Annotated in this window: 15 protein-coding genes and 2 pseudogenes; 15 read left to right on the top strand and 2 right to left on the bottom strand. The window is 27.6% G+C overall.

The annotated features are described in order from the left end of the window. Nucleotides 1-921 precede the first annotated feature (921 nt). Together KW512_RS01745 and KW512_RS01740 are read left to right on the top strand one after the other, a co-directional pair. A complete protein-coding gene (locus KW512_RS01745; RefSeq protein ID WP_258841778.1) occupies nucleotides 922-2,385 on the top strand; it encodes a hypothetical protein in 1,464 nt (487 codons plus the stop codon). After that, a complete protein-coding gene (locus KW512_RS01740) occupies nucleotides 2,357-4,162 on the top strand; it encodes a hypothetical protein (protein WP_258841777.1) in 1,806 nt (601 codons plus the stop codon). Before KW512_RS01745 ends, KW512_RS01740 begins: the two co-directional genes overlap by 29 nt. A 223-nt stretch (nucleotides 4,163-4,385) precedes the next feature. Here KW512_RS01740 and KW512_RS01735 read toward each other — a convergent pair. Continuing rightward, a pseudogene (locus tag KW512_RS01735) lies at nucleotides 4,386-5,003 on the bottom strand (KilA-N domain-containing protein); the annotation flags it as partial. 286 nt (nucleotides 5,004-5,289) lie between these two features. After that, nucleotides 5,290-5,457: a hypothetical protein gene (locus tag KW512_RS01730; RefSeq protein ID WP_258841775.1), complete on the bottom strand. Its 168-nt coding sequence runs from the start codon at nucleotides 5,455-5,457 to the stop codon at nucleotides 5,290-5,292. 714 nt (nucleotides 5,458-6,171) lie between these two features. Between KW512_RS01730 and KW512_RS01725 the strand changes: the two genes are divergently transcribed. From KW512_RS01725 to KW512_RS01665, 13 genes and pseudogenes are all read left to right on the top strand, one after another. Then, nucleotides 6,172-7,611 (top strand): hypothetical protein, encoded by a 1,440-nt coding sequence (locus KW512_RS01725; RefSeq protein WP_258841774.1) that lies wholly within the window; start codon nucleotides 6,172-6,174, stop codon nucleotides 7,609-7,611. Next, on the top strand, nucleotides 7,583-9,388 hold the full coding sequence (locus KW512_RS01720) for a hypothetical protein (protein ID WP_258841773.1): 1,806 nt from the start codon (nucleotides 7,583-7,585) through the stop codon (nucleotides 9,386-9,388). Before KW512_RS01725 ends, KW512_RS01720 begins: the two co-directional genes overlap by 29 nt. Before the next feature lie 226 nt (nucleotides 9,389-9,614). Continuing rightward, a complete protein-coding gene (locus KW512_RS01715; RefSeq protein ID WP_258841772.1) occupies nucleotides 9,615-11,084 on the top strand; it encodes a hypothetical protein in 1,470 nt (489 codons plus the stop codon). Continuing rightward, a complete protein-coding gene (locus tag KW512_RS01710; RefSeq protein WP_258841771.1) occupies nucleotides 11,035-12,807 on the top strand; it encodes a hypothetical protein in 1,773 nt (590 codons plus the stop codon). The genes KW512_RS01715 and KW512_RS01710 overlap by 50 nt, the downstream gene beginning before the upstream one ends. Before the next feature lie 122 nt (nucleotides 12,808-12,929). Then, complete coding sequence (locus KW512_RS01705) at nucleotides 12,930-13,355, top strand: hypothetical protein (protein WP_258841770.1); 426 nt, start codon at nucleotides 12,930-12,932, stop codon at nucleotides 13,353-13,355. A gap of 72 nt (nucleotides 13,356-13,427) precedes the next feature. Next, nucleotides 13,428-15,233 (top strand): hypothetical protein, encoded by a 1,806-nt coding sequence (locus tag KW512_RS01700; protein ID WP_258841769.1) that lies wholly within the window; start codon nucleotides 13,428-13,430, stop codon nucleotides 15,231-15,233. Between the two features lie 224 nt (nucleotides 15,234-15,457). Beyond that, nucleotides 15,458-16,870, top strand: a complete 1,413-nt coding sequence (locus KW512_RS01695) for a hypothetical protein (RefSeq protein WP_258841768.1) — start codon at nucleotides 15,458-15,460, stop codon at nucleotides 16,868-16,870. After that, nucleotides 16,842-18,644: a hypothetical protein gene (locus tag KW512_RS01690; protein ID WP_258841767.1), complete on the top strand. Its 1,803-nt coding sequence runs from the start codon at nucleotides 16,842-16,844 to the stop codon at nucleotides 18,642-18,644. Before KW512_RS01695 ends, KW512_RS01690 begins: the two co-directional genes overlap by 29 nt. Before the next feature lie 226 nt (nucleotides 18,645-18,870). Continuing rightward, nucleotides 18,871-19,287, top strand: coding sequence for a hypothetical protein (locus KW512_RS01685; protein ID WP_258841766.1), 417 nt, complete (start codon nucleotides 18,871-18,873; stop codon nucleotides 19,285-19,287). Nucleotides 19,288-19,406: 119 nt separating this feature from the next. Further along, a pseudogene (locus tag KW512_RS03925) lies at nucleotides 19,407-21,184 on the top strand (hypothetical protein). 6 nt (nucleotides 21,185-21,190) lie between these two features. After that, the gene (locus tag KW512_RS01675; protein WP_258841765.1) at nucleotides 21,191-21,457 is read left to right on the top strand and encodes a hypothetical protein; all 267 of its coding nucleotides are present in this window, start codon (nucleotides 21,191-21,193) and stop codon (nucleotides 21,455-21,457) included. Next, nucleotides 21,427-21,888, top strand: coding sequence for a hypothetical protein (locus KW512_RS01670; protein WP_258841764.1), 462 nt, complete (start codon nucleotides 21,427-21,429; stop codon nucleotides 21,886-21,888). The genes KW512_RS01675 and KW512_RS01670 overlap by 31 nt, the downstream gene beginning before the upstream one ends. Next, the gene (locus KW512_RS01665; RefSeq protein ID WP_258841763.1) at nucleotides 21,839-23,608 is read left to right on the top strand and encodes a hypothetical protein; all 1,770 of its coding nucleotides are present in this window, start codon (nucleotides 21,839-21,841) and stop codon (nucleotides 23,606-23,608) included. Before KW512_RS01670 ends, KW512_RS01665 begins: the two co-directional genes overlap by 50 nt. Nucleotides 23,609-23,697 lie beyond the last annotated feature (89 nt).

Below are 23,697 nucleotides of genomic sequence, written 5' to 3'. Positions count from 1 at the left end.
ATAAAAATGTTACTATTCAGTTTTGAGAGCGCTAATTAGCATCCTTATTTTAGAGAGTCAATAAAAAACTCTTTAAAATAAGGTTTTTTTTATTAACTAATTACCTAATTAAAAAATCCGAGTTTGTCAGTTTGAGCCCAAACTCAAGAAAAATAACTATCAAAGCAAAACACTAAATTTTAAATCTAACACTCACGAAAGAAAAAACCTACCTACTAATCAAATAAAGCAAACTAAAAAAGCTAAAATTTTGACTTAAAAAGCAAAATTATGAATTTTTAAACTGCTTTTTTAGTTTAAAACACAGGGAAAAACCATCAAAAAATACAACTACTATTTAAACTCAATGCAAATAGAAAACTCGTTTTTATTTGCAGCGAGCCTAAAAAAATATGTGAAGTTTTGAAAGAACAATAACCAAAAGCCTTAAATTTATAGATTTCTAAACGGTTAAATTTAAGGCATACCATTATATTTAAAAATATAATGGATAATTCGCATTTTCTGATTTTTTTATGGCAAAAACATTCTTAATTCCCCCTTAATTCAATATCAAACTTATTAATTTATTCTTAGTGAGTGTTATTATAACATAATTTTTTCTTGTACCAAACATTTTTTTTTTTTTTTGCAAAAGGTTAATTTTGAACTAATCAAAATTAAGATTTTAGGTCAAAAAACGTGGATTTACCGGGTATTTTTGCGTATTTGTATTAACTAAAAAGTGAATTTTTTCCATCAACTGGGAAACTCAGGAAAATATGCCTGAATTTTAGTACAGTTTATTTTTAGCCACTGATTAGCATAATAACTTATTCTTTTAAAAAACAATTTTTTAGGTATTTTTCCTAAAAAATTTTTAATATATAGTATAATCATAAAAATAAAGAATTAATATTCTATATAAAAAAAGGAAAAAACATGAAGAAAAAGTTAAAGTTTTTTAAGTTTATTACTAATATAGTCGCTTTTACTTCACTTACACTAAGCGTTTTTGGACCGCTTTGACATTTTCAAAATACAAAAAGCTATTCAGATTTTAAACTTGAAACTCGTGATATAGATTTATCAAATTCAAAAAAACCGGTAAATTTTGATGGTTTAGTCCAAATTGTTTCGACCAAAAACCAACAAAATTCGCTTGTTATTAATGCAAATATCAAAAATGCCAAAACACATATAAACAAAACAAGTACTAATTCAGACTCCTCTCCTAATCTAGATGATATTGAAATTCAAATTAATCAAGAAGGTGAGGTGATTTTAAATAGTTCTTCACTTGAATTAGTTAACAAAAAAGCTGAACTCTATTTTGAAGAAGGTGTACCAAAACTAAAATTAGAAGGTTATGTTTTTGACTTTAGAGAGCTTAAGAATCAAACTCGGGTTGAAAAAACCTTCTTTTTCCTTTTACCTTTTATTCCACTTATTTCAAATGCTGTCGCAGCTGCCATTACCGCAGTAGCGGTTTCCACAGCTGCTGCGGTAGCTGTCGAAACTATTCCAAAGGTTGTTGATGATGTAGGTAGATGATTTGGGAACCGTGAAAGTTACTATTCGCCAGCTGATTATAGTCCTGTTCATGCGCCAGCTGATGATAGTCCTATTGTTTCAAGAGGTACTGACTCAATTGAAGTTGATTTAGATAAATTGACAAAAGGAAAAAGTAAGTCTAGAATTAAAACAATAGCAGGTACAACGATTTTAAATCTTTCTGTTGTAAAAGATGAGACAAAATTAAGAAATTACACTGGAATCCACCCAGCTTGATTTTTTAATTTTCACAACCCAGAATTAAAATCTTATTTTGTTATTAGTGAACAAGCAATTCCAGAAACTGCAGCCTGAATTTGAGCCGTTTCAAATTTAACAATGCAGTCAAAATTAACTCAAATTGTAATTGAGAATTTGTTGCCTAGTATAGTAAAAGCTAAAATGAATGTAAATGATGAAGACCGCAAAAATATGAAGGAAAAATTAAATTCTCCTATTGATTTTTATTCGAATAATCGATGAGTTATGAAAAATCTAGCTGAAAAAACAAGAGATACAGCAAATTTGATTGTAGGAAACGGATGGCTACGAGGGTGATCAAATAATAATTTAAATAAAGATTCCAGTTTTACTAAAGGCCCTTTTGTTACTGGAAGTGGACTTGCTCATGATTCTATTGATTGAACCGACCCCGATAACTTCTTTAAAACTACTCACAAAGATAAAGTTTCGAAAAAAAATTTGAAAAAAAAGCAGCACATAAAAGTCTTTTTCCCTGGTTATCATGTAAGAAGAGCAAGATTTAAAGATGAATTTGTAGACAGGGATAAAATGTTAAATGTTGAAAAGGTACATTTTTTATATGGGGCACCAATTAGATTTGAAGTCTAAGGCAAAAAAACAATTAAAAAAACTAAAATATTTAGAAATTAATATTAAAAGTCGTTGTTCAGTTGAAAGTATAATTCAAGATTATGATCCTGAGTGTGAAGATAGGTCAGCCCGAATTCCTGATTTTTTATGAGTTTATGGTATGGATTTTTGTTTTGATGCAATTAACCCGATTGAGACAATTATTGGTATTGACTATAAGCAGGACGGCTATATCTATAACTTAAAATTAGCAGATATTCCAAAAACTGTGTTTTTTTATAAGGATCTTGAAAATTTCCATTTTTATAATGAAATTAGGTGCTTGATTGGTAATCAGACTTATGAGGATGAAGAATATTGTCAAAAAAATAAAAATAAAAGTGGTGAATATGTTCCTCAAGTTTATTTTTCAGATACATGCTACGACACTAAAGACTTGAAAAAGCTTGTTGTTGCCTTTGAAAACTTTGATGATATTGAAAAATGTGAATTTTCAATTTCTTATCCTATCGTTTTTAGAAAAATATTTAAATCAGTAGAAAAACTAAAAGAAATTGAATCTTTAATTATTAAGGAAATCAAAAAAAGTGTTCCTTATGCAAAGCCAAAAAATTTATCAAATTATCACGAAAAAATCTTTGATTTTTTATCAAAAAGATATGAATATAACTCAGAATATGTAGATATAAACAAACCATATTTAGGGCAAAACGTAGAAAATATCTACAATTTGTTGTTAAAACAGGGTTATAATTTTGGAGAACAAACTCAAATTGAACCAATTCAAAATGTATTTACTTTTGAAACTTATGAAAATTTGCTTGAAAAATTTAAAAAATACGGGATTAAAAAGCTTGATTTAAACATCGAAAACCGGGATAAATTTATTCTTAGTTGATTTGATAAATTCGGCCCTGAATATCGAAAATATTGTATTGAACTTTTTGGCAAAAATGGTCAATTTTATTATGATAATTTGAATAAATGAACAAATAAAATTGAATTTATCTATTTGTTGCAAATTTTATTTGGTCCTAGATATCATTTAGACACTGAGAATGTTGAGCTTGCTGAACCTGATTATTTTATTTTACCAAGCTGAGCCAAACTTAAACTAGAAAATTTCCAAATTTTTTACTTTGGCGGGCAAGAGTATGGATTTTTTAATGAAATAATTGAACAATTTGACTCAAAAAAACCTGTTTTTTGGTTTAAACCGTATTATCGTTCTGTTTATAGCACCGAGACTGGCTGAATTTCGCCCATTTCACTAAAAAATTTTATTCTATTGTATGTCGACGGTCAAAAAATTTATTACTGATTTGGCCATTCAAATTTATATGATGATATTTATCAAGGAAAATATGAAAATTTAAAATATTATTTTAAGGAAAAATTAGTCAAACTTGAACAAGATATTTTTCTCCGAAATAACCAAGATCCGCAGTTTGTTTTTTCTTCTCCACCAAAATCAAATTATTTAAATAAAAATGTAATTGAATCTTCTATGGAAGAATTAACTCTATATCGTGATGCAATTAAAAAATATCAAGAAGAAACAACTCATGAATTTGAGTATTTTCAAGATTTTATAGAAAATTCAGGTTTATATACCCAACAAGAAAAGAAATTGATTTCAGAAAGACACTTTGATTTTTCTTTAAATTATTGGGAAAAAAATTACTATTTTGAAGAGATTAAAAAAACAGATTTTCGCGGTGATTATGGCGAGAAAGCTTGTGATGATAAAAAAATGTTTGCTGATCTTTTCAATGGTAAAAAACTTCGAAGCTAAAAATTTTAAATTCTTTTTTAAAATTTTGAGCTTTTTTATTTTAGCTTATGCGAAAATAAAAATTTTGTTAGAAAAATTTTTGGTATTTTTGCATATTTGTGTTCACTAAAAAGTAAATTTTTGCCATCAAACTGTCAAACTCAGGACTTAAAAATTCTTGAAAAAATTAGCGACTTGATTTTGTTTATTAAACTTGTGATTTGCTCTTGACAAATTTAGAAGGTTTTCTTATTTTTTTTACTAATAAGGTCTTTAACATATCTGCTTCACTTGCATATTTATATGATAATTGTTCACTTCTTAAATCAGATAGCAGATATTCCTTGATAGCATCTGTATGAATTTTGTAATTAATCTTTGAAATTGTTCTATTTAGATTCCAACCTAGTGACAGTCTTGAATTCTCGTCATTCTTCAATCTTTGATAGTCTTGGATGATATACAACTTAAATTCAGGAGATATCCATGAAGCAAATTCCATGGCTATATGAAAATGGGCATATGTTCCACCATATCTTCCAGCCTTTGAAACAATACCTATTGCATTTGTATTTTTAATCCATTTTTGTGGTGTCATTGTAAATCTATTTAGACCCACGTCCATTTTAAACGTGTCGAATTGCACACGGTTAAAATTTTTATTATTTAATATCTCCCACAAAGCTATAAATTCTAGTGTATTTCTATTTCTCATCCAATTCTGAATAACAAATTGTGGATCATCTTTGTTTTTATACCTTGCAATATCTGTTAGACTTATATAATCATTTTTAAAATCTTTTGTATAAATTTGTATTCCAAAACCCTTTGCATCTAGTGTTTCTTTTTTTGTTTTTGGCAAAATATATCCCCTTTCTTTTCTTCTATGTACTGTTTACAATTATTTAAACTTTAAATAACTCTAAACAGTACATAGATTTTTAATTTTTATAGTTTTTAACTTTGGTAGAAACTTCAAAACCCTTGTATTTACCCGATAACATGCCTGTCTCTTTATTATGACACGAGGCCAAGAAGTTAGACCATAAACTTTAATTGTTTCACACTCTTCTAAGTGATGATGGTCATTTAAAATTCAGTTTGGTCTAAATCAATTTCTTCTCAGTTGATTTTGGCTGAAAAATATTTTAAATCCGGGCGGTCAACACCTTGTTTAAGTAGCTCATCTTCTTGTTTTTTGATAAAAATCGATAAAAAATCAAACCTAAAATATAGTTTTTATAATTATCGTATTTGCTAACAATTTCTTTAGCTACTAAGTCATATGGGGATAAATTTTGTTGCTGCTTTTTCATATTTTGGTCCTTTATGATAAATTTTATCAAAACAGATTTATCTTAAAAACACAAAATACTTAATATTCCCTTGGCAAAATCAATTTATGGACAAAACAGCAAAAATCATAAAAAAATACAACTACTATTTAAACTCAATGCAAATAGAAAACTCGTTTTTATTTGCAGCGAGCCTAAAAAAATATGTGAAGTTTTGAAAGAACAATAACCAAAAGCCTTAAATTTATAGATTTCTAAACGGTTAAATTTAAGGCATACCATTATATTTAAAAACATAACGGATAATTCGCATTTTCTGATTTTTTTATGCCAAAAACATTCTTAATTCCCCCTTAATTCAATATCAAACTTATTAATTTATTCTTAGTGAGTGTTATTATAACATAATTTTTTCTTGTACCAAACATTTTTTTTTTTTTTTTTGCAAAAGGTTAATTTTGAACTAATCAAAATTAAGATTTTAGGTCAAAAAACGTGGATTTACCGGGTATTTTTGCGTATTTGTATTAACTAAAAAGTGAATTTTTTCCATCAACTGGGAAACTCAGGAAAATATGCCTGAATTTTAGTACAGTTTACTTTTAGCCATTGATTTACATAATAACTTATTCTTTTAAAAAACAATTTTTTAGGTATTTTTCCTAAAAAATTTTTAATATATAGTATAATCATAAAAATAAAGAATTAATATTCTATATAAAAAAAGGAAAAAACATGAAGAAAAAGTTAAAGTTTTTTAAGTTTATCACTAATATTGTTGCTTTCACTTCACTTACACTAAGTGTTTTTGGACCGCTTTGACATTTTCAAAATACAAAAAGCTATTCAGATTTCAAACTTGAAACTCGTGATATAGAATTATCAAATTCAAAAAAACCGGTAAATTTTGATGATTTAGTGCAAATTGTTTCAACCAAAAACCAACAAAATTCGCTTGTTATTAATGCAAATATTAAAAAAGCCAAAACACATCTAAACAAAACAAGTACTAATTCAGACTCTCCTAATCTGGATGATATTGAAATTCAAATTAATCAAGAAGGTGAGGTAATTTTAAATAGTGCTTCACTTGAATTTGTTGACAAAAAAGCTGAACTCTATTTTGAAGAAGGTGTACCAAAACTAAAATTAGAAGGTTATGTTTTTGACTTTAGAGAGCTTCAAAATCAAATTCGAGTTCAAAAAACCTTCTTTTTCCTTTTACCTTTTATTCCATTTATTTCAAATGCTGTCGCAGCTGCCATTGCCGCAGTAGCAGTTTCGACAGCTGCTGCGGTAGCTGTGGAAACTATTCCAAAAGTTGTTGATGATGTAGGTAGATGATTTGGGAACCGCGAAAGTTACTATCCGTCAGTTGGTTATAGTCCTGTTCATGCGCCAGCTGATGATAGCCCTATTGTTTCAAGAGGTACTGACTCAATTGAAGTTGATTTAGATAAATTGACAAAAGGAAAAAGTAAGTCTAGAATTAAAACAATAGCAGGTACAACAACTTTAAATCTTTCTGTTGTAAAAGATGAGACAAAATTAAGAAATTACACTGGAATCCATCCAGCTTGATTTTTTAATTTTCACACTGAAGGCTTAAAATCTTATTTTGTTATTAGTGAACAAGCAATTCCAGAAACTGCAGCTTGAATTTGAGCCGTTTCAAATTTGACAATGCAGTCAAAATTAACCCAAATTGTTATTGATACTTTGCTGCCTAGTTCGCTAAAAGCTAAAATGAATAAAAAAGACCGTGATAATATGGAGGAAAAATTAAAGTCCCCTATTGATTTTTATTCGAATAATTGATGAGTTATGAAAAATCTGGCTGAAAAAACAAGAGATACAGCAAATTTGATTGTAGGAAACGGATGGCTACGAAGACAAAATAATAATTTAAATAAAGATCCCAGTTTTACTAAAGGTCCCTTTGTTACCGGAAGCGGACTTGCTCATGATTCTATTGATTGAACCGACCCCGACAACTTCTTTAGAACTACTCACAAGGATAAAGAGCCAGATGAAAAACCGTACATAAAAGTCTTTTTCCGCGGTTATCATGTAAGAAGAGCAAGATTAAGACACGAGCATCTATATAGAAATGAAATGCTAAATGTTGAAAAGGTACATTTTTTATATGGAACACCAATTAGATTTAATGTCTAAGGCGAAAAAACAATTAAAAAAACTAAAATATTTAGAAATTAATATTAAAAGTCCTTGTTCAGTTGAAAATATAATTCAAGATTATGATCCTGAATGTGAAGATAGGTTTGCGCGAATACCTAATTTTTTATGAGTTTATGGTATGGATTTTTGCGCTGAGGTAATTAACCCGATTGAGACAATTATTGGTATTGACTATAAACAGGATGACTATATCTATAACCTAAAATTAGTGGATATTCCAAAAACTGTGTTTTTTTCTAAGGATCTTGAAAATTTCCATTTTTATAATGAGATTAGATGCTTGATTGGTAGTCGTACTTACGAAGATCAAGAATATTGTCAAAAAAATAAAAATAAGAGTGGCGAGCCTGTTCCTCGAGTTTATTTTTCAAATACTTGGTACTACACTAAAGGTTTGAAAAAGGTTGTTGTTGCCTTTGAAAACTTTAATGACACTGAAAAATGTGAATTTTCAATTTCTTATCCTACCGTTTTTAGAAAAATATTTAAATCAGTAGAAAAATTAAAAGACATTGAATCTTTAATAATTAAGGAAATAAAAGAAAGTGTTCCTTATGCAAAGCCAAAAAATTTATCAAATTATCACGAAAAAATCTTTGATTTTTTATCAAAAAGATATGAATATAACTCAGAATATGTCGATATAAACAAACCATATTTAGGACAAAAGGTAGAAAATATCTACAATTTGTTGTTAAAGGAGAATTATAATTTTGGCGAAAAAACCAAAATTCAACCAATTCAAAATGTATTTACTTTTGAGACTTATGATAATTTGCTTAAAAAATTTGAAAAATACGGGATTAAAAAGCTTGATTTAAACATTGAAAACCGGGATAAATTTATTCTTAGTTGATTTGATAAATTTGGTCCTGAGTATCGAAAATTCTGCATCAACCTTTTTGGTAAAAAAGGCCAATTTTATTATGATAATTTAGATAAATGAACAAATAAAATCGAATTTATCTATTTGTTACAAATTTTATTTGGTCCTAGATATCATTTTAACACTGAGAATGTTGACCTTGCTGAACCTGATTATTTTATTTTACCAAGTTGAGCCAAACTTAAACTAGAAAATTTCCAAATTTTTTACTTTGGCGACCAAGAATATGGACTTTTTGATGAAATAATTGAACAATTTGAGTCAAAAAAACCAGTTTTTTGATTTAAACCGTATTATCGTTCCGCTTATAGCACCGAGACTGGCTGAATTTCGCCCATTTCACTAAAAAATTTTATTCTATTATATGTTGGCGGGCAAAAAATTTATTACTGATTTGGCCATTCGAATTTATATGATGATATTTATCAAGGCAAATATAAAATTTTAAAATATTATTTTAAACAAAAATTAGTCAAACTTGAACAAGATATTTTTCTGCGAAATAACCAAGATCCGCAGTTTCTTTTTTATTTTCCACCAAAATCAAATCATTTGAATAAAAATGTAATTGAATCTTCTATGGAAGAACTAATTTTATATCGTGATGCAATTAAAAAATACCAAGAAGAAACAACTCATGAATTTGAGTATTTTCAAGATTTTATAGAAAATTCTGGTTTATATAGCCAACAACAAAAGAAATTGATTTTAGAAGAGCACTTTGATTTTTCTTTAAATTATCGAGAAAAAAATTACTATTTTGAAGAGATTAAAAAGACAGATTTTCGCGGTGATTATGGCGAGAAGGCTCGTGATGATAAAAAAATGTTTGCTGATCTTTTGGATGGTAAAAAACTTCAAAGCTAAAAATTTTAAATTATTTTTTAAAATTTTTAGCTTTTTTATTTTTGTTTATTCAAAAATAAATATTTTGTTATAGAAATTTTGTTTATTTGCAAAAGCTGCTTGAATTTTTATCAATTTATTTTTTAAGACGGTGAATTTTTAACGAAATTTTCCCTAAAAAGTTTTAATGTATGCTATAATTTACACACTAATGAATTTGAATATAGTATATAAATAAGGAGAAAACATGAAGAAAAAACTGAAACTTTTTAAGTTTATCACTAATGTTGTCGCTTTCACTTCACTGACACTAAGTGTTTTTGGGCCGCTCTGACACTTTCAAAATACAAAAAGCTATTCAGATTTTAAACTTGAAACTCGTGATATAGGTTTATCAAATTCAAAAAAACCGGTAAATTTTGATGATTTAGTCCAAATTGTTTCGACCAAAAACCAACAAAATTCGTTTGTCATCAATGCAAATATTAAAAATTCTCAAACACGTCTAAACAAAACAAGTACTAATTCACACCCTCCTAATTTAGACGATATTGAAATTCAAATTAATGAAGATGGTCAGGTAATTTTAAATAGCGCTTCACTTGAATTAGTTAACAAAAAAGCTGAACTCTATTTTGAAGAAGGTGTACCAAAACTAAAATTTGAAGGGCATGTTTTTGACTTTAGACAGCTTCAAAATAAAACTCGGGTTGAAAAAACTGTGGCACCAGCAATCGCTGCTGCTCCTGCTGCTGGGCTTGGTGCATTATTTTGATATGCTGTTGGAGCTGCTATCGTTGGTTCGGTTATTGGTATTGCTGCTTCGGTCTTTTTTCCGAATATTGTTAGTGATGTTGGAAGATGATGGAATAATAATCGACCTGCCCATCCTGTCCACAAGGATGATGATAGTCCTATTGTTTCAAGAGGCGCTGACTCAATTGAAGTTGATTTAGATAAATTGACAAAAGGAAAAAGTAAGTCTATAATTAAAACAATAGCAGGTACAACGACTTTAAATCTTTCTGTTGTAAAAGATGAGACAAAATTAAGACAATACACTGGAATCCATCCAGCTTGATTTTTTAATTTTCACACTGAAGGCTTAAAATCATATTTTGTTATTAGTGAACAAGCAATTCCAGAAACTGCAGCTTGACTTTGAGCCGTTTCAAATTTGACAATGCAGTCAAAATTAACTCAAATTGTTATTGATACTTTCCTGCCTAGTTCGGTAAAAGCTAAAATCAATAAAAATAAAAGAGACCGTGAAAATATGGAAGAAAAATTAAAGTCCCCTATTGATTTTTATTCGAATAATCAATGAGTTATGGAAAATTTGGCTATAAAAACAAGAGATACAGCAAATTTGATAGTGGGAAATAGATGGTCAATTGATCCAAATAATAATTTAAATAAAGATTCCGGTTTTACTAAAGATCACTTTGTTGTTGGAGAAGGTCTAGCTAGCGATGCTATTGATTGAACCAACCCTAAAAATGCGTTTGATATTGATCCAAGTAAAGATGAAAATATACCATCATACGTAAAAATATATTTTCCCAGTTATCATGTAAGGAGATTAAGAATGATAAAGGGAAAAGTCGCAAAGAGGGAATTTATACGAAGAGAAAAAATGCTAAATATGGAAAAGGTACATTTTTTATATGGAATGCCAAAAAAATTTAATATCCAAGGCAAAACAACAGTTAGTTAAACTAAAATATTTAGAAATTAATATTAAAAGTCGTTGTTCAATTAGTAATATGGCTGAAGATGATGTTGATTTAACGTCTGATTGTTATTATAATAATTATCCATTTCCAAATTTTTTATACAATTACCTTTATTATAACGTCTTCGATCCTAATCCAATTGAAAGAATTATTAGTTTAAACTATAAACAAGAAGATTATGTTTATAGTTTAAAACTGAAAGATATCCCAAAAAGTACGTTTTTTTCCAAAAAACTCAAGCATTTCCATTTTTATAATGATATTAGGTGTTCGATTGGCGACTGTAACCATGATGAATATTGTGAAAAAAACGGAAAAGAAAATAATTTTTCTTTCTCTAAACTTTTTCCTTTGTATGGTTTATATGATGGTAAAGGTTTTAAAAAAGTTGTTGTTGTCTTTGAAAACTTTGATGATATTGAAAAATGCGAATTTTCAATCTCTTATCCGGCTGTGTTTTCAAAAATATTTAAATCAAAAACCGAATTAAGAGAAATTGAAGCTTTAATTATTAAGGAAATTCAGGAAAGTGTTCCTTATGCAAAACCAAAAAATTTAGCAAACTACCACGAAAAGATCTTTGATTTTTTATCAAATAGATATGAATATAACTCAAAGTTTGTAGATATAAATAAAGCATATTTAGGACAAAATGTAGAAAATATCTACAATTTCTTATTAAAAAAGAATTATAATTTTAGTGAAAAAACCCAAATTGAACCAATTCAAAATGTATTTACTTTTGAAACTTATGAAAATTTGCTTAAAAAATTTGAAAAATACGGGATTAAAAAGCTTAATTTAAACATTGAAAATCGTGATAAATTTATTCTTAGTTGATTTGATAAATTTGGCCCAGAATATCGAAAGTATTGCATTGAACTTTTTGGTGAAAGAGGCCAAACTTATTATGATAATGTGAATAATTGGACAAATAAAATCGAATTAATCTATTTGTTGCAAATTTTATTTGGTCCTAAATATTGAGTTGAAGATCTAGATTTTTATCCCGATGATCCTGATTTTCTTATTTTGCCAAGTTGGGCAAAATTAAAACTTGAAAATTTTGAAATTTTTTACTTTGGTGGACAAGAATATGGACTTTTTGATGAAATAATTTCCCAATTTGATTCAAAAAAGCCAGTTTTTTGATTTAAACCATATTACTACTCCGCCTATGGAGCGGGCGATGCATGAATTTTGCCAATTGCATTAAAAAATTTCATTTTATTGAATGTTGACGGTCAAAAAATTTATTACTGATTTTGCCATTCAAATTTATATAATAATATTTATCAAGGTAAATACAAAATTTTAAAATATTATTTCAAACAAAAATTGGTCAAACTTGAACAAGATATTTTTCTTCGTGATGGCAAGGATCCAGAGTTCTTTATTTCTAGATTACCAAGGGTAAATAATTTATATAAAAATGTGATTGGATCATCTATGGAAGAATTAATTTTATATCGAGATGCCTTGAATAAATTTCTAAAAGAAACAGACCATGAATTTGAGTATTTTACAGACTTTCTAGAAAATACTAATTTATATAGCCAACAAGAAAAAGAATTAATTTTAGAAGAACATGATCCCTTTTCTCGAGATTCTAATGATAGAACTGAATATTATAATGAAATTGCAAGAGTAGATTTTCGCGGTCACAAAAGTAAAAAATTTATTGAGATAGAAGGAGAATCCTAGATCTTTTTGTTAATTAATGAATTTAAAGACAAAAAATTTAAGTTTATTCTTAAAATTCTTAACTTGTTTTTCTTTTTTATCTATTTAAAAATAGCAATTTTGTCAGTTGAATTTATGTTTACTTGCAAAAATCTGCCTGACTTTGAGCGGTTGGAAGTTTGCCAGCCCAATCAGAATTAGCCAAAATTATTATTAATAACCTGCTGCCTAGTTCAATAAAAGCCAAAATGAATAAAAAAGATCGTTATAATATGGAGGAAAAATTAAAGTCCCCTATTGATTTTTATTCATTTAATGAGCTAGTTATGTGAACCTTGGCTCAAAAAACAAGAGATACAGCAAATTTGATTGTAGGAAACGGATGGCTGCGAAGACAAAATAATAATTTAAATAAGGATCCTGGTTTTACTAAAGGCCCTTTTGTTACCGGAAGCGGACTTGCTCATGATTCTATTGATTGAACCGACCCTAAAAACGCTTTTGAGATTCCTTATGAACAATCTGATCCAAAATCATACACAAAAGTTTTTTTCGAAGTTATCATGTAAGAAGAGTAAGACTTAAAAAGAAACATGTAGACAGGGATAAAATGTTAAATGTAGAAAAGGTACATTTTTTATATGGAAGTCCAATTAGGTTTGAAGTCTAAAGCAAAAAAACAATTAAAAGAACTAAAATATTTAGAAATTGATATTAAAAGTCATTGCTTAATTGAACGGATATTTTCCGATGAAGATTTTCACAATGATTGTAATAATGAATATCGAACAATTCCAGACTTTTTATGAGTTTATGTCATGGATTCTTGCGCGGTTGTAGACAATCCAATTGAAACTATTATTGGGTTAGATTACAAACGTGATGATTATGTTTATAATTTAAGACTAGAAGATATCCCAAAAACAGTCTTTTTTTTGAAAAAACTGAAAGACTTTGATTTTTATGATGAAATTAGGTGTTTGTCACGTAGATGAACTGATAAAGATTATTGTCGAAAAAAAGAAAATCTAAGTGATAAATGCAAATGAGAACCCTATTTTTCGGACACTCCCTATGAGACTAAAGATTTTAGAGTACTAATCGTCGCTTTTGAAAATTTTGGTGACACAGAAAAATGTGAATTTTCAATTTCCTTTCCTGCAGTTTTTCAAAAAATGTTCAAATCAAAAGATGAACTAAAAAAAATTGAAAATCTGATAATTAAGGAAATCAAAGAAAGTGTTCCTTATGCAAAGCCAAAAAATTTATGAAATTATCGTGAAAAAATCTTTGATTTTTTATCGAATAGATATGAATATAATTCAAAGTTTCTAGATATAAATAAAGCATATTTAGGCAAAAAAGTAGAAAATATCTACAATTTGTTATTAAAAGAGAATTATAATTTTAGTAAAAAAACCAAAATTAACCCCATTCAAAATGTATTTACTTTTGTAACTTATGAAAATTTGCTTAAAAAATTTGAAAAATACGGGATTAAAAAGCTTGATTTAAACATTGAAAACCGGGATAAATTTATTCTTAGTTGATTTGATAAATTCGGTCCTGAATATCGAAAATATTGCATCAACCTTTTTGGTAAAAATGGTCAATTTTATTATGATAATTTGAATAAATGAACAAATAAAATTGAATTTATCTATTTGTTGCAAATTTTATTTGGTCCTAGATATTTTTTCCCCACCGAGAATGTTGAGCTTGTTGACCCTGATTATTTTATCCTACCAAGCTGAGCCAAACTTAAGCTAGAAAATTTCCAAATTTTTTACTTTGGAGGCCAAGAATACGGACTTTTTGATGAAATAATTGCACAATTTGACTCAAAAAAACCAGTTTTTTGGTTTAAACCGTATTATCGTTCTGCTTATAGTACCAACACCGGCTGAATTTCCCCAATTGCATTAAAAAATTTCATTTTATTGTATGTTGATGGTGAAAAAATTTACTACTGACTTGGCCATTCAAATTTATATGACGATATTTTCCAAGGTAAATACGAAATTTTAAAATATTATTTCAAACAAAAATTAGTCAAACTTGAGCAAGATATTTTTCTGCGAAATAACCAAGATCCGCAGTTTGTTTTTTCTTCTCCATCAAAATCAAATTATTTAAATAAAAATGTAATTGAATCATCTATGGAAGAACTAATTTTATATCGTGATGCAATTAAAAAATTTCAAGAAGAAACAACTCATGAATTTAAGTATTTTGATGATTTTATAGAAAATTCGGATTTATATAGCCAACAAGAAAAGAAATTCATTTTAGAAAGACACTTTGATTTTTCTTGAAATTCTAGAGACGAAAATTACTATTTTGAAGAAATTTCAAAAACAGATTTTCGCGGTGATTATAGCGAGAAAGCTCTTGATGATGAGAAAATGTTCGCTGATCTTTTCGATGGCGAAAAACTTCGAAGCTAAAAATTTTAAATTCTTTTTTTAAAATTTTTACTTTTTTATTTTTGTTTATTCAAAAATAAAAATTTTGTTAGAAAAATTTTGTTTATTTGCAAAAGTTGCCTGAATTTTTATCAATTTATTTTTTAATATGCTGAATTTTTGACGATATTTTCCCTAAAAATTTTAATGTATGCTATAATTTAAACACTAGAAATTTGAATATAGTACATAAATAAGGAGAAAAAATGAAGAAAAAACTGAAACTTTTTAAGTTTATTACTAATATTATTGCTTTTTCATCATTAAGTCTAAGTGTTTTTGGGCCGCTTTTACACTTTCAAAATACAAAAAGCTATTCAGATTTTAAACTTGAAACTCGTGATATAGAATTATCAAATTCAAAAAAACCGGTAAATTTTGATGATTTAGTCCAAATTGTTTCAACCAAAAACCAACAAAATTCGCTTGTCATCAATGCAAATATTAAAAAAGCCAAAACACATCTAAACAAAACAAGTACTAATTCAGACTCTCCTAATCTAGATGATATCGAAATTCAAATTAATCAAGAAGGTGAGGTAATTTTAAATAGTGCTTCACTTGAATTTGTTAATAAAAAAGCTGAACTCTATTTTGAAGAAGGTGTACCAAAACTAAAATTAGAAGGTTATGTTTTTGACTTTAGAGAGCTTCAAAAACAAATTCGAGTTCAAAAAACCTTCTTTTTCCTTTTACCTTTTATTCCATTTATTTCAAATGCTGTCGCAGCTGCCATTGCCGCAGTAGCAGTTTCGACAGCTACCGCGGTAGCTGTGGAAACTATTCCAAAGGTTGTTGATGGTGTAGGTAGATGATTTGGGAATCGTGAAAGTTACTATGCGCCAGCTGATGATAGCCCTATTGTTTGAAGAGATACTGACTCAATTGAAGTTGATTTAGATAAATTGACAAAAGGAAAAAGTAAGTCTAGAATTAAAGCAATGGCAAATATAAAGATTTTAAGACTTTCTGTTGTAAAAGATGAGACAAAATTAAGACAATACACTGGAATTCATCCAGCTTGATTTTTTAATTTTCACACTGAAGGCTTAAAATCTTATTTTGTTATTAGTGAACAAGCAATTCCAGAAACTGCAGCTTGACTTTGAGCCGTTTCAAATTTGACAATGCAGTCAAAATTAACTCAAATTGTTATTGATACTTTCCTGCCTAGTTCAGTAAAAGCTGAAATTAATGATAATTATTATGACCGTAAAAATATGGAGGAAAAATTAAAGTCCCCTATTGATTTTTATTCATTTAATGAGCCAGTTATGTGAAATTTGGCTCAAAAAACAAGAGATACAGCAAATTTGATTGTTGGAAACTGATGGCTAGCATCATCAAATCATAATTTAAATAAGGATCCTGGTTTTACTAAAGGTCCTTTTGTTACCGGAAGCGGACTTGCTCATGATTCTATTGATTGAACCGACCCTAAAAACGCTTTTGAGATTCCTGAGGAACAATCTAATCCAAAATCATACACAAAAGTTTTTTTTCCAAGTTATCATGTAAGAAGAGTAAGACTTCAAGATGAACATCTAAAAAGGAACAAAATGTTAAGTGTAGAAAAGGTACATTTTTTATATGGAAGTCCAATTAGATTTGAAGTCTAAAGCAAAAAAACAATTAAAAGAACTAAAATATTTAGAAATTGATATTAAAAGTCGTTATTCAGTTATAAGTATATTTTCTGATAGAGATGTTCACTGTGATCGCGATGAAAAATATCGAAGAATTCCGGACTTCTTATGAGTTTATGTTATGGATTCTTGCGCGGTTGTACGCAATCCAATTGAAACTATTATTGGCATAGATTACAAACACGATGATTATGTTTATAATTTAAGACTAGAAGATATCCCAAAAACAGTCTTTTTTTTGAAAAAACTGAATGACTTTGATTTTTATGATGAAATTAGGTGTTTATCCCGTAGATGAGGTGATGAAGAATATTGTCGAAAAAAAGAAAATCTAACCGATGAGTATAAATGACAACCCTATTTTTCGGACTCACTCTATGACACTAAAGGCTTTAGATCGGTAATCGTTGCTCTTGAAAATCTTGGTGACACTGAAAAATGTGAGTTTTCGATTTCCTTTCCTGCAGTTTTTCAAAAAATGTTCAAATCAAAAGATGAACTAAAAAAAATTGAAAATCTGATAATTAAGGAAATCAAAGAAAGTATCCCTTATGCAATGCCAAAAAATTTATGAAATTATCGGGAAAAAATCTTTGATTTTTTATCAAATAGATATGAATATAATTCAAAATTTGTAGATATAAACAAACAATATTTAGGACAAAATGTAGAAAATATCTATAATTTGTTGCTAAAACAAGGTTATAATTTTGGCAAAAAAACCCGAATTAAACCAATTCAAAATGTATTTACTTTTGAAACTTATGAAAATTTGCTTAAAAAATTTGAAAAATACGGTATTAAAAAGCTTGATTTAAACATTGAAAACCGGGATAAATTTATTCTTAGTTGACTTGATAAATCCGGTCCTGAATATCGAAAATTTTGCATCAACCTTTTTGGTAAAAAAGGTCAATTTTATTATGATAATTTGAATAAATGAACAAATAAAATTGAATTTATTTATTTGTTGCAAATTTTATTTGGGCCTAGATATCATATGGACACTGAGAATGTGTATCTTACTGATCCTGATTGTTCTATTTTACCAAGTTGGGCAAAACTAAAACCTGAAAATTTCGAAATTTTTTACTTTGGCGGCCAAGAATACGGACTTTTTGATGAAATAATTTCCCAATTTGACTCAAAAAAGCCAGTTTTTTGGTTTAAACCGTATTATCGTTCTGCTTATAGCACCGACACTGGGTGAATTTCGCCAATTTCCTTAAAAAATTTTATTTTGCTGTATGTTGACGGGCAAAAAATTTATTACTGATTTGGTCATTCCAACTTATATGATGATATTTATCAAGGTAAATACGAAATTTTAAAATATTATTTTAAGGAAAAATTAGTTAAACTTGAGCAAGATATTTTTCTGCGCGATAATCAAGATCCGCAGTTATTTGTTTATTTTCCAAATCAAAATTATCTAACCAAAAATGTAATCAAATCTTCAATGGAAGAACTAATTTTATTTCGCGATGCAATGAAACAATATCGTCAAGAAACTCCTGATGAGTACCTATCTTTTCAAAACTTCGTAAAAAATTCAAGTTTTTATAGCTTGCAAGAAAAGAAATTGATTTTAGAAAAACATTTTGATTTTTCTTTAAATTATTGAGGAAAAAATTACTATTTTGAAGAGATTGCAAAAATAGATTTCCGCGGTGAATATAGCGAGAAAGCTCGTGATGATGAGAAAATGTTCGCTGATCTTTTCGATGGCGAAAAACTTCGAAGCTAAAAATTTTAAATTCTTTTTTTTAAAATTTTTAGCTTTTTTATTTTAGCTTATTCAAAAATAAGTATTTTGCTAGAAAAATTTTGTTTATTACCAAAAGCTCCTGAATTTTCTATCAATTTTTTTAAGACGTTGAATTTTTAACGATATTTTCCCTAAAAAGTTTTAATCTATGCTATAATTTTAATGAGTAAAGAATTTGAATATAGTATATAAAATGGGAGAAAACATGAATAAAAGACTGAAGCTTTTTAAGTATATTGTTAATATTATTACTTTTTCATTATTAAGTCTAAGTGTTTTTAGTCTACTTTGACATTTTCAAAATACAAAAAACTATTCAGATTTTAAACTCACAACCCGTGATTTAGATTTATTAAATTCAAAAAAACCGCTAAATCTTGATGAATTAGCCCAAATTTTTTCAACCAAAAACCAAGAAAATTCGCTTGTTATTAATGCTAATATTAAAAAAGCCCAAACATATCTAAACAAAGGGAACGCTAATTCAGCCCCTCCTAATCTAGATGATATTGAAATTCAAATTAATCAACATGGTCGGCTAATTTTAAATAGTTCTTTACTTAAATTTGTTAACAAAAAATGAACTCTATTTTGAAAAAGCTCCACCAAAACTAAAATTTAAAGTTTATGCTGTTGACTTTAGAGAACTTCAAAATCAAACTCTTGTTGAAAAACCTTCTTTTTTATAAATCAGTATACTAATAATAAAAAATGTTAAATGTTGAAAAGGTGGATTTTTATATGGAAAACCAATTAGATTTGAAGTATAAATCAAAAAAACAGTTAATTAAACTAAAATATATAGAAATTGATATTAAAAGTCGTTGTTCAGTTGGTAACATGACTAGGTATGATGTCGATTCAACATCTGATTGTTATTATAAGAATTATCCATTTCCAATTTTTTTATTCAATTACCTTTACGTTTATTATGACGTCTTCAATCCTAATCCGATTGAAAGAATTATTAGCTTAAATTATAAACAAGAAGATTATGTTTATAATTTAAAACTAGAAGATATCCCAAAAAGTGCATTTTTTTCCAAAAAACTCAATAAATTCCATTTTTATAATGATATTAGGTGTTTGATTGGCAACTGAGACGACGATGAATATTGTGAAAAAAACGGAAAAGAAAATGTTGATTCTATCTCTGAACTTTCTCCTGCATATGCTTTACACGATGGTAAAGGTTTTGAAGAAGTTGTTGTTGTCTTTGAAAACTTTGACGATATTGAAAAATGCGAATTTTCAATCTCATATCCGGCTATTTTTTGAAAAATATTTAAATCAAAAACCGAATTAATAGAAATTGAAGCTTTAATTATTAAGGAAATTCAGGAGAGTGTTCCTTATGCAAAGCCAAAAAATTTAGTAAATTATCACGAAAAAATCTTTGATTTTTTATCAAAAAGACATGAATATAACTCAACGCTTGTAGATCTAAATAAACCATATTTAGGACAAAAAGTAGAAAATATTTACAATTTGTTATTAAAAGAGAATTATAATTTTGGCGAAAAAACCCAAATTCAACCAATTCAGAACGTATTTACTTTTGAAACTTATGAAAATTTGCTTAAAAAATTTGAAAAATACGGGATTAAAAAGCTTGACTTAAACATTGAAAATCGTGATAAATTTATTCTTAGTTGATTTGATAAATTTGGCCCAGAGTATCACAAATATTGCCTCGAACTTTTTGGTAAAAAAGGTCAAACTTATTATGATAATTTGAATAATTGGACAAATAAAATCGAATTAATCTACTTGCTGCAAATTTTATTTGGCCTAAATATGAAATTGAAGGTCAATTTTTTTACCTCGATGAGCCCGATTATTTAATTCTACCAAGGTGGGCAAAACTAAAACCGGAAAATTTCCAAATTTTTTACTTTGGCGGGCAAGAATATGGCCTTTTTGATGAAATAATTTCCCAATTTGACTCAAAAAAGCCAGTTTTTTGATTTAAACCATATTACCACTCCGCCTTTTGTGGAGGTGAGGGATGAATTTTGCCAATTGCATTAAAAAATTTCATTTTATTATATATTGATGGGCAAAAAATTTATTACTGATTTGGCCATTCAAATTTATATGATGATATTTATGGAGGTAAATACGAAATTTTAAAATATTATTTCAAACAAAAATTAGTCAAACTTGAACAAGATATTTTCCTGTGTGATGGCAAGGATCCAGCCTTCTTTGTTTCTAGATTACCAAGGGTAAATAATTTATCTAAAAATGTGATGGGATCATCTATGGAAGAATTAATTTTATATCGGGATGCCTTGAATAAATTTCTAAAAGAAACAGACCATGAATTTGAGTATTTTAAAGAGTTTTTAGAAAATACTAATTTATATACCCAACAAGAAAAAGAATTAATTTTAGAAGAACACGCTCCCTTTTCTTGAGATAATGATGATAGAACTGAATATTATGATGAAATTGCAAAAGTAGATTTTCGTGGTCACAAAAGCAAAAAATTTCTTGAGATAGAAGGAAAATCGTAGATCTTTTTGTTAATTAATGAATTTAATGATAAAAGATTTAACTTTATTCTTAAAATTCTTAACTTGTTTTTTTACATTCTTGTTTATTTAAAAATAGCAATTTTGTTAGAAAAATTTTGTTTATTTGCAAAAGTTCCCTGAATTTGAGCCGTTTCAAATTTGACAATGCAGTCAAAATTAACTCAAATTGTTATTGACACTTTCCTGCCTAGTTCAGTAAAAGCTGAAATCAATAAAAATGAATGAGACGTAAAAATATGGAGGAAAAACTAAAGTCCCCTATTGATTTTTATTCATATAATGAGCCAGTTATGAAAAATTTGGCTGAAAAAACAAGAGATACAGCAAATTTGATAGTGGGAAATAGATGGTGAATTCATCCAAATAATAATTTAAATAAAGATATCGGTTTTACTAAAGATCACTTTGTTGTTGGAGAAGGTCTAGCTAGAGGTGCAATTAATTGAACCGACCCTAAAAATGAGTTTGATATTGATAAAAGTAAAGATAACAATATACCATCATACATAAAAATATATTTTCCCAATTATCATGTAAGGAGATTAAGAATGATAGGGGATGAGGAAAAGGGTATACAGTCGGAATTTATACCAAGAAAAAAAATGTTAAATGTTGAAAAGGTGCATTTTTTATATGGAAAGGCAATTAGATTTAGTAACCAAGGCAAAAAAAGAATTAATTAAACTAAAATATATAGAAATTAATATTAAAAGTCGTTGTTCAATTGGTAATATGGCTGAGGATGATGTTGATTTAACGTCTGATTGTTATTATAAGAATTATCCTTTTCCAAATTTTTTATACAATTACCTTCATAAAACCTACAATCCCAATCCAATTGAAAGAATTATTAGTTTAAATTATAAACAAGAAGATTATGTTTATAATTTAAAACTGGAAGATATCCCAAAAAGTGCGTTTTTTTTCAAAAAACTCAAGGATTTCCATTTTTATAATGATATTAGGTGTTTAATTGGTGAATGAGATGACAATGAATATTGTGAAAAAAACGGAAAAGAAAATGTTGATTCTATCTCTGAATTTTATCCTGCATATGCTTTTCACGACGGTAAAGCTTTTAAAAAAGTTGTTGTTGTCTTTGAAAACTTTGATGATGTTGAAAAATGCGAATTTTCAATCTCCTATCCGGCTATTTTTTGAAAAATGTTTAAATCAAAAAGCAAATTAAGGGAAATTGAAGCTTTAATTATTAAGGAAACTCAGGAAAGTGTTCCTTATGCAAAGCCAAAAAATTTAGCAAATTACCACGAAAAAATCTTTGATTTTTTATCAAATAGATATGAATATGATTCAAAGTTTGTAGATATAAATAAACCATATTTAGGACAAAATGTAGAAAATATCTATAATTTGTTATTAAAAGAAAATTATAATTTTGGCGAAAAAACCCAAATTGAACCAATTCAGAACGTATTTACTTTTGAAACTTATGAAAATTTGCTCAAAAAATTTGAAAAATACGGGATTAAAAAACTTAACTTAAATATTGAAAATCGTGATAAATTTATTCTTAGTTGATTTGATAAATTTGGCCCAGAATATCGAAAATATTGCATCGAACTTTTTGGTAAAAGAGGCCAAACTTATTATGATATTGCGAATAATTGGACAAATAAAATCGAATTAATCTATTTGTTGCAAATTCTATTTGGTCCTAAATATTGAGTTGAAGATCTAGATTTTTATCCCGATACACCTGATTTTCTTATTCTACCAAGTTGGGCAAAATTAAAACTTGAAAATTTCGAAATTTTTTACTTTGGTGGGCAAGAATATGGACTTTTTGATGAAATAATTTCTCAATTTGACTCAAAAAAGCCAGTTTTTTGATTTAAACCATATTACTACTCCGCCTATGGAGCTGGCGATGCATGAATTTTGCCAATTGCATTAAAAAATTTCATTTTATTGAATGTCGATGGTCAAAAAATTTATTACTGATTTGGACATTCAAATTTATATGAAAATATTTATCAAGGTAAATACGAAATTTTAAAATATTATTTCAAACAAAAATTAGTTAAACTTGAACAAGATATTTTTCTACGTGATGGCGAGGATCCACAGTTCTTTATTTCTAGATTACCAAGGGTAAATAATTTATATAAAAATGTGATTGGATCATCTATGGAAGAATTAATTTTATATCGGGATGCATTGAATAAATTTCTAAAAGGAACAGACCATGAATTTGAGTATTTTACAGACTTTCTAGAAAATACTAATTTATATAACCAACAAGAAAAAGAATTAATTTTAGAAGAACACGATCCCTTTTCTCGAGATTCTAATGATAGAACTGAATATTATAATGAAATTGCAAGAGTAGATTTTCGCGGTCACAAAAGTAAAAAATTTCTTGAGATAAAAGGAAAATCGTAGATCTTTTTGTTAATTAATGAATTTAATGATAAAAGATTTAACTTTATTTTTAAAATTTTTAACTTGTTTTTTTACATTCTTGTTTATTT

The organism is Mesomycoplasma ovipneumoniae, from assembly GCF_024758565.1.
Classification (GTDB): Bacteria; Bacillota_I; Bacilli_A; order Mycoplasmatales; family Metamycoplasmataceae; genus Mesomycoplasma; species Mesomycoplasma ovipneumoniae_B.
This window is presented reverse-complemented; position numbering and strand designations above follow the sequence as displayed.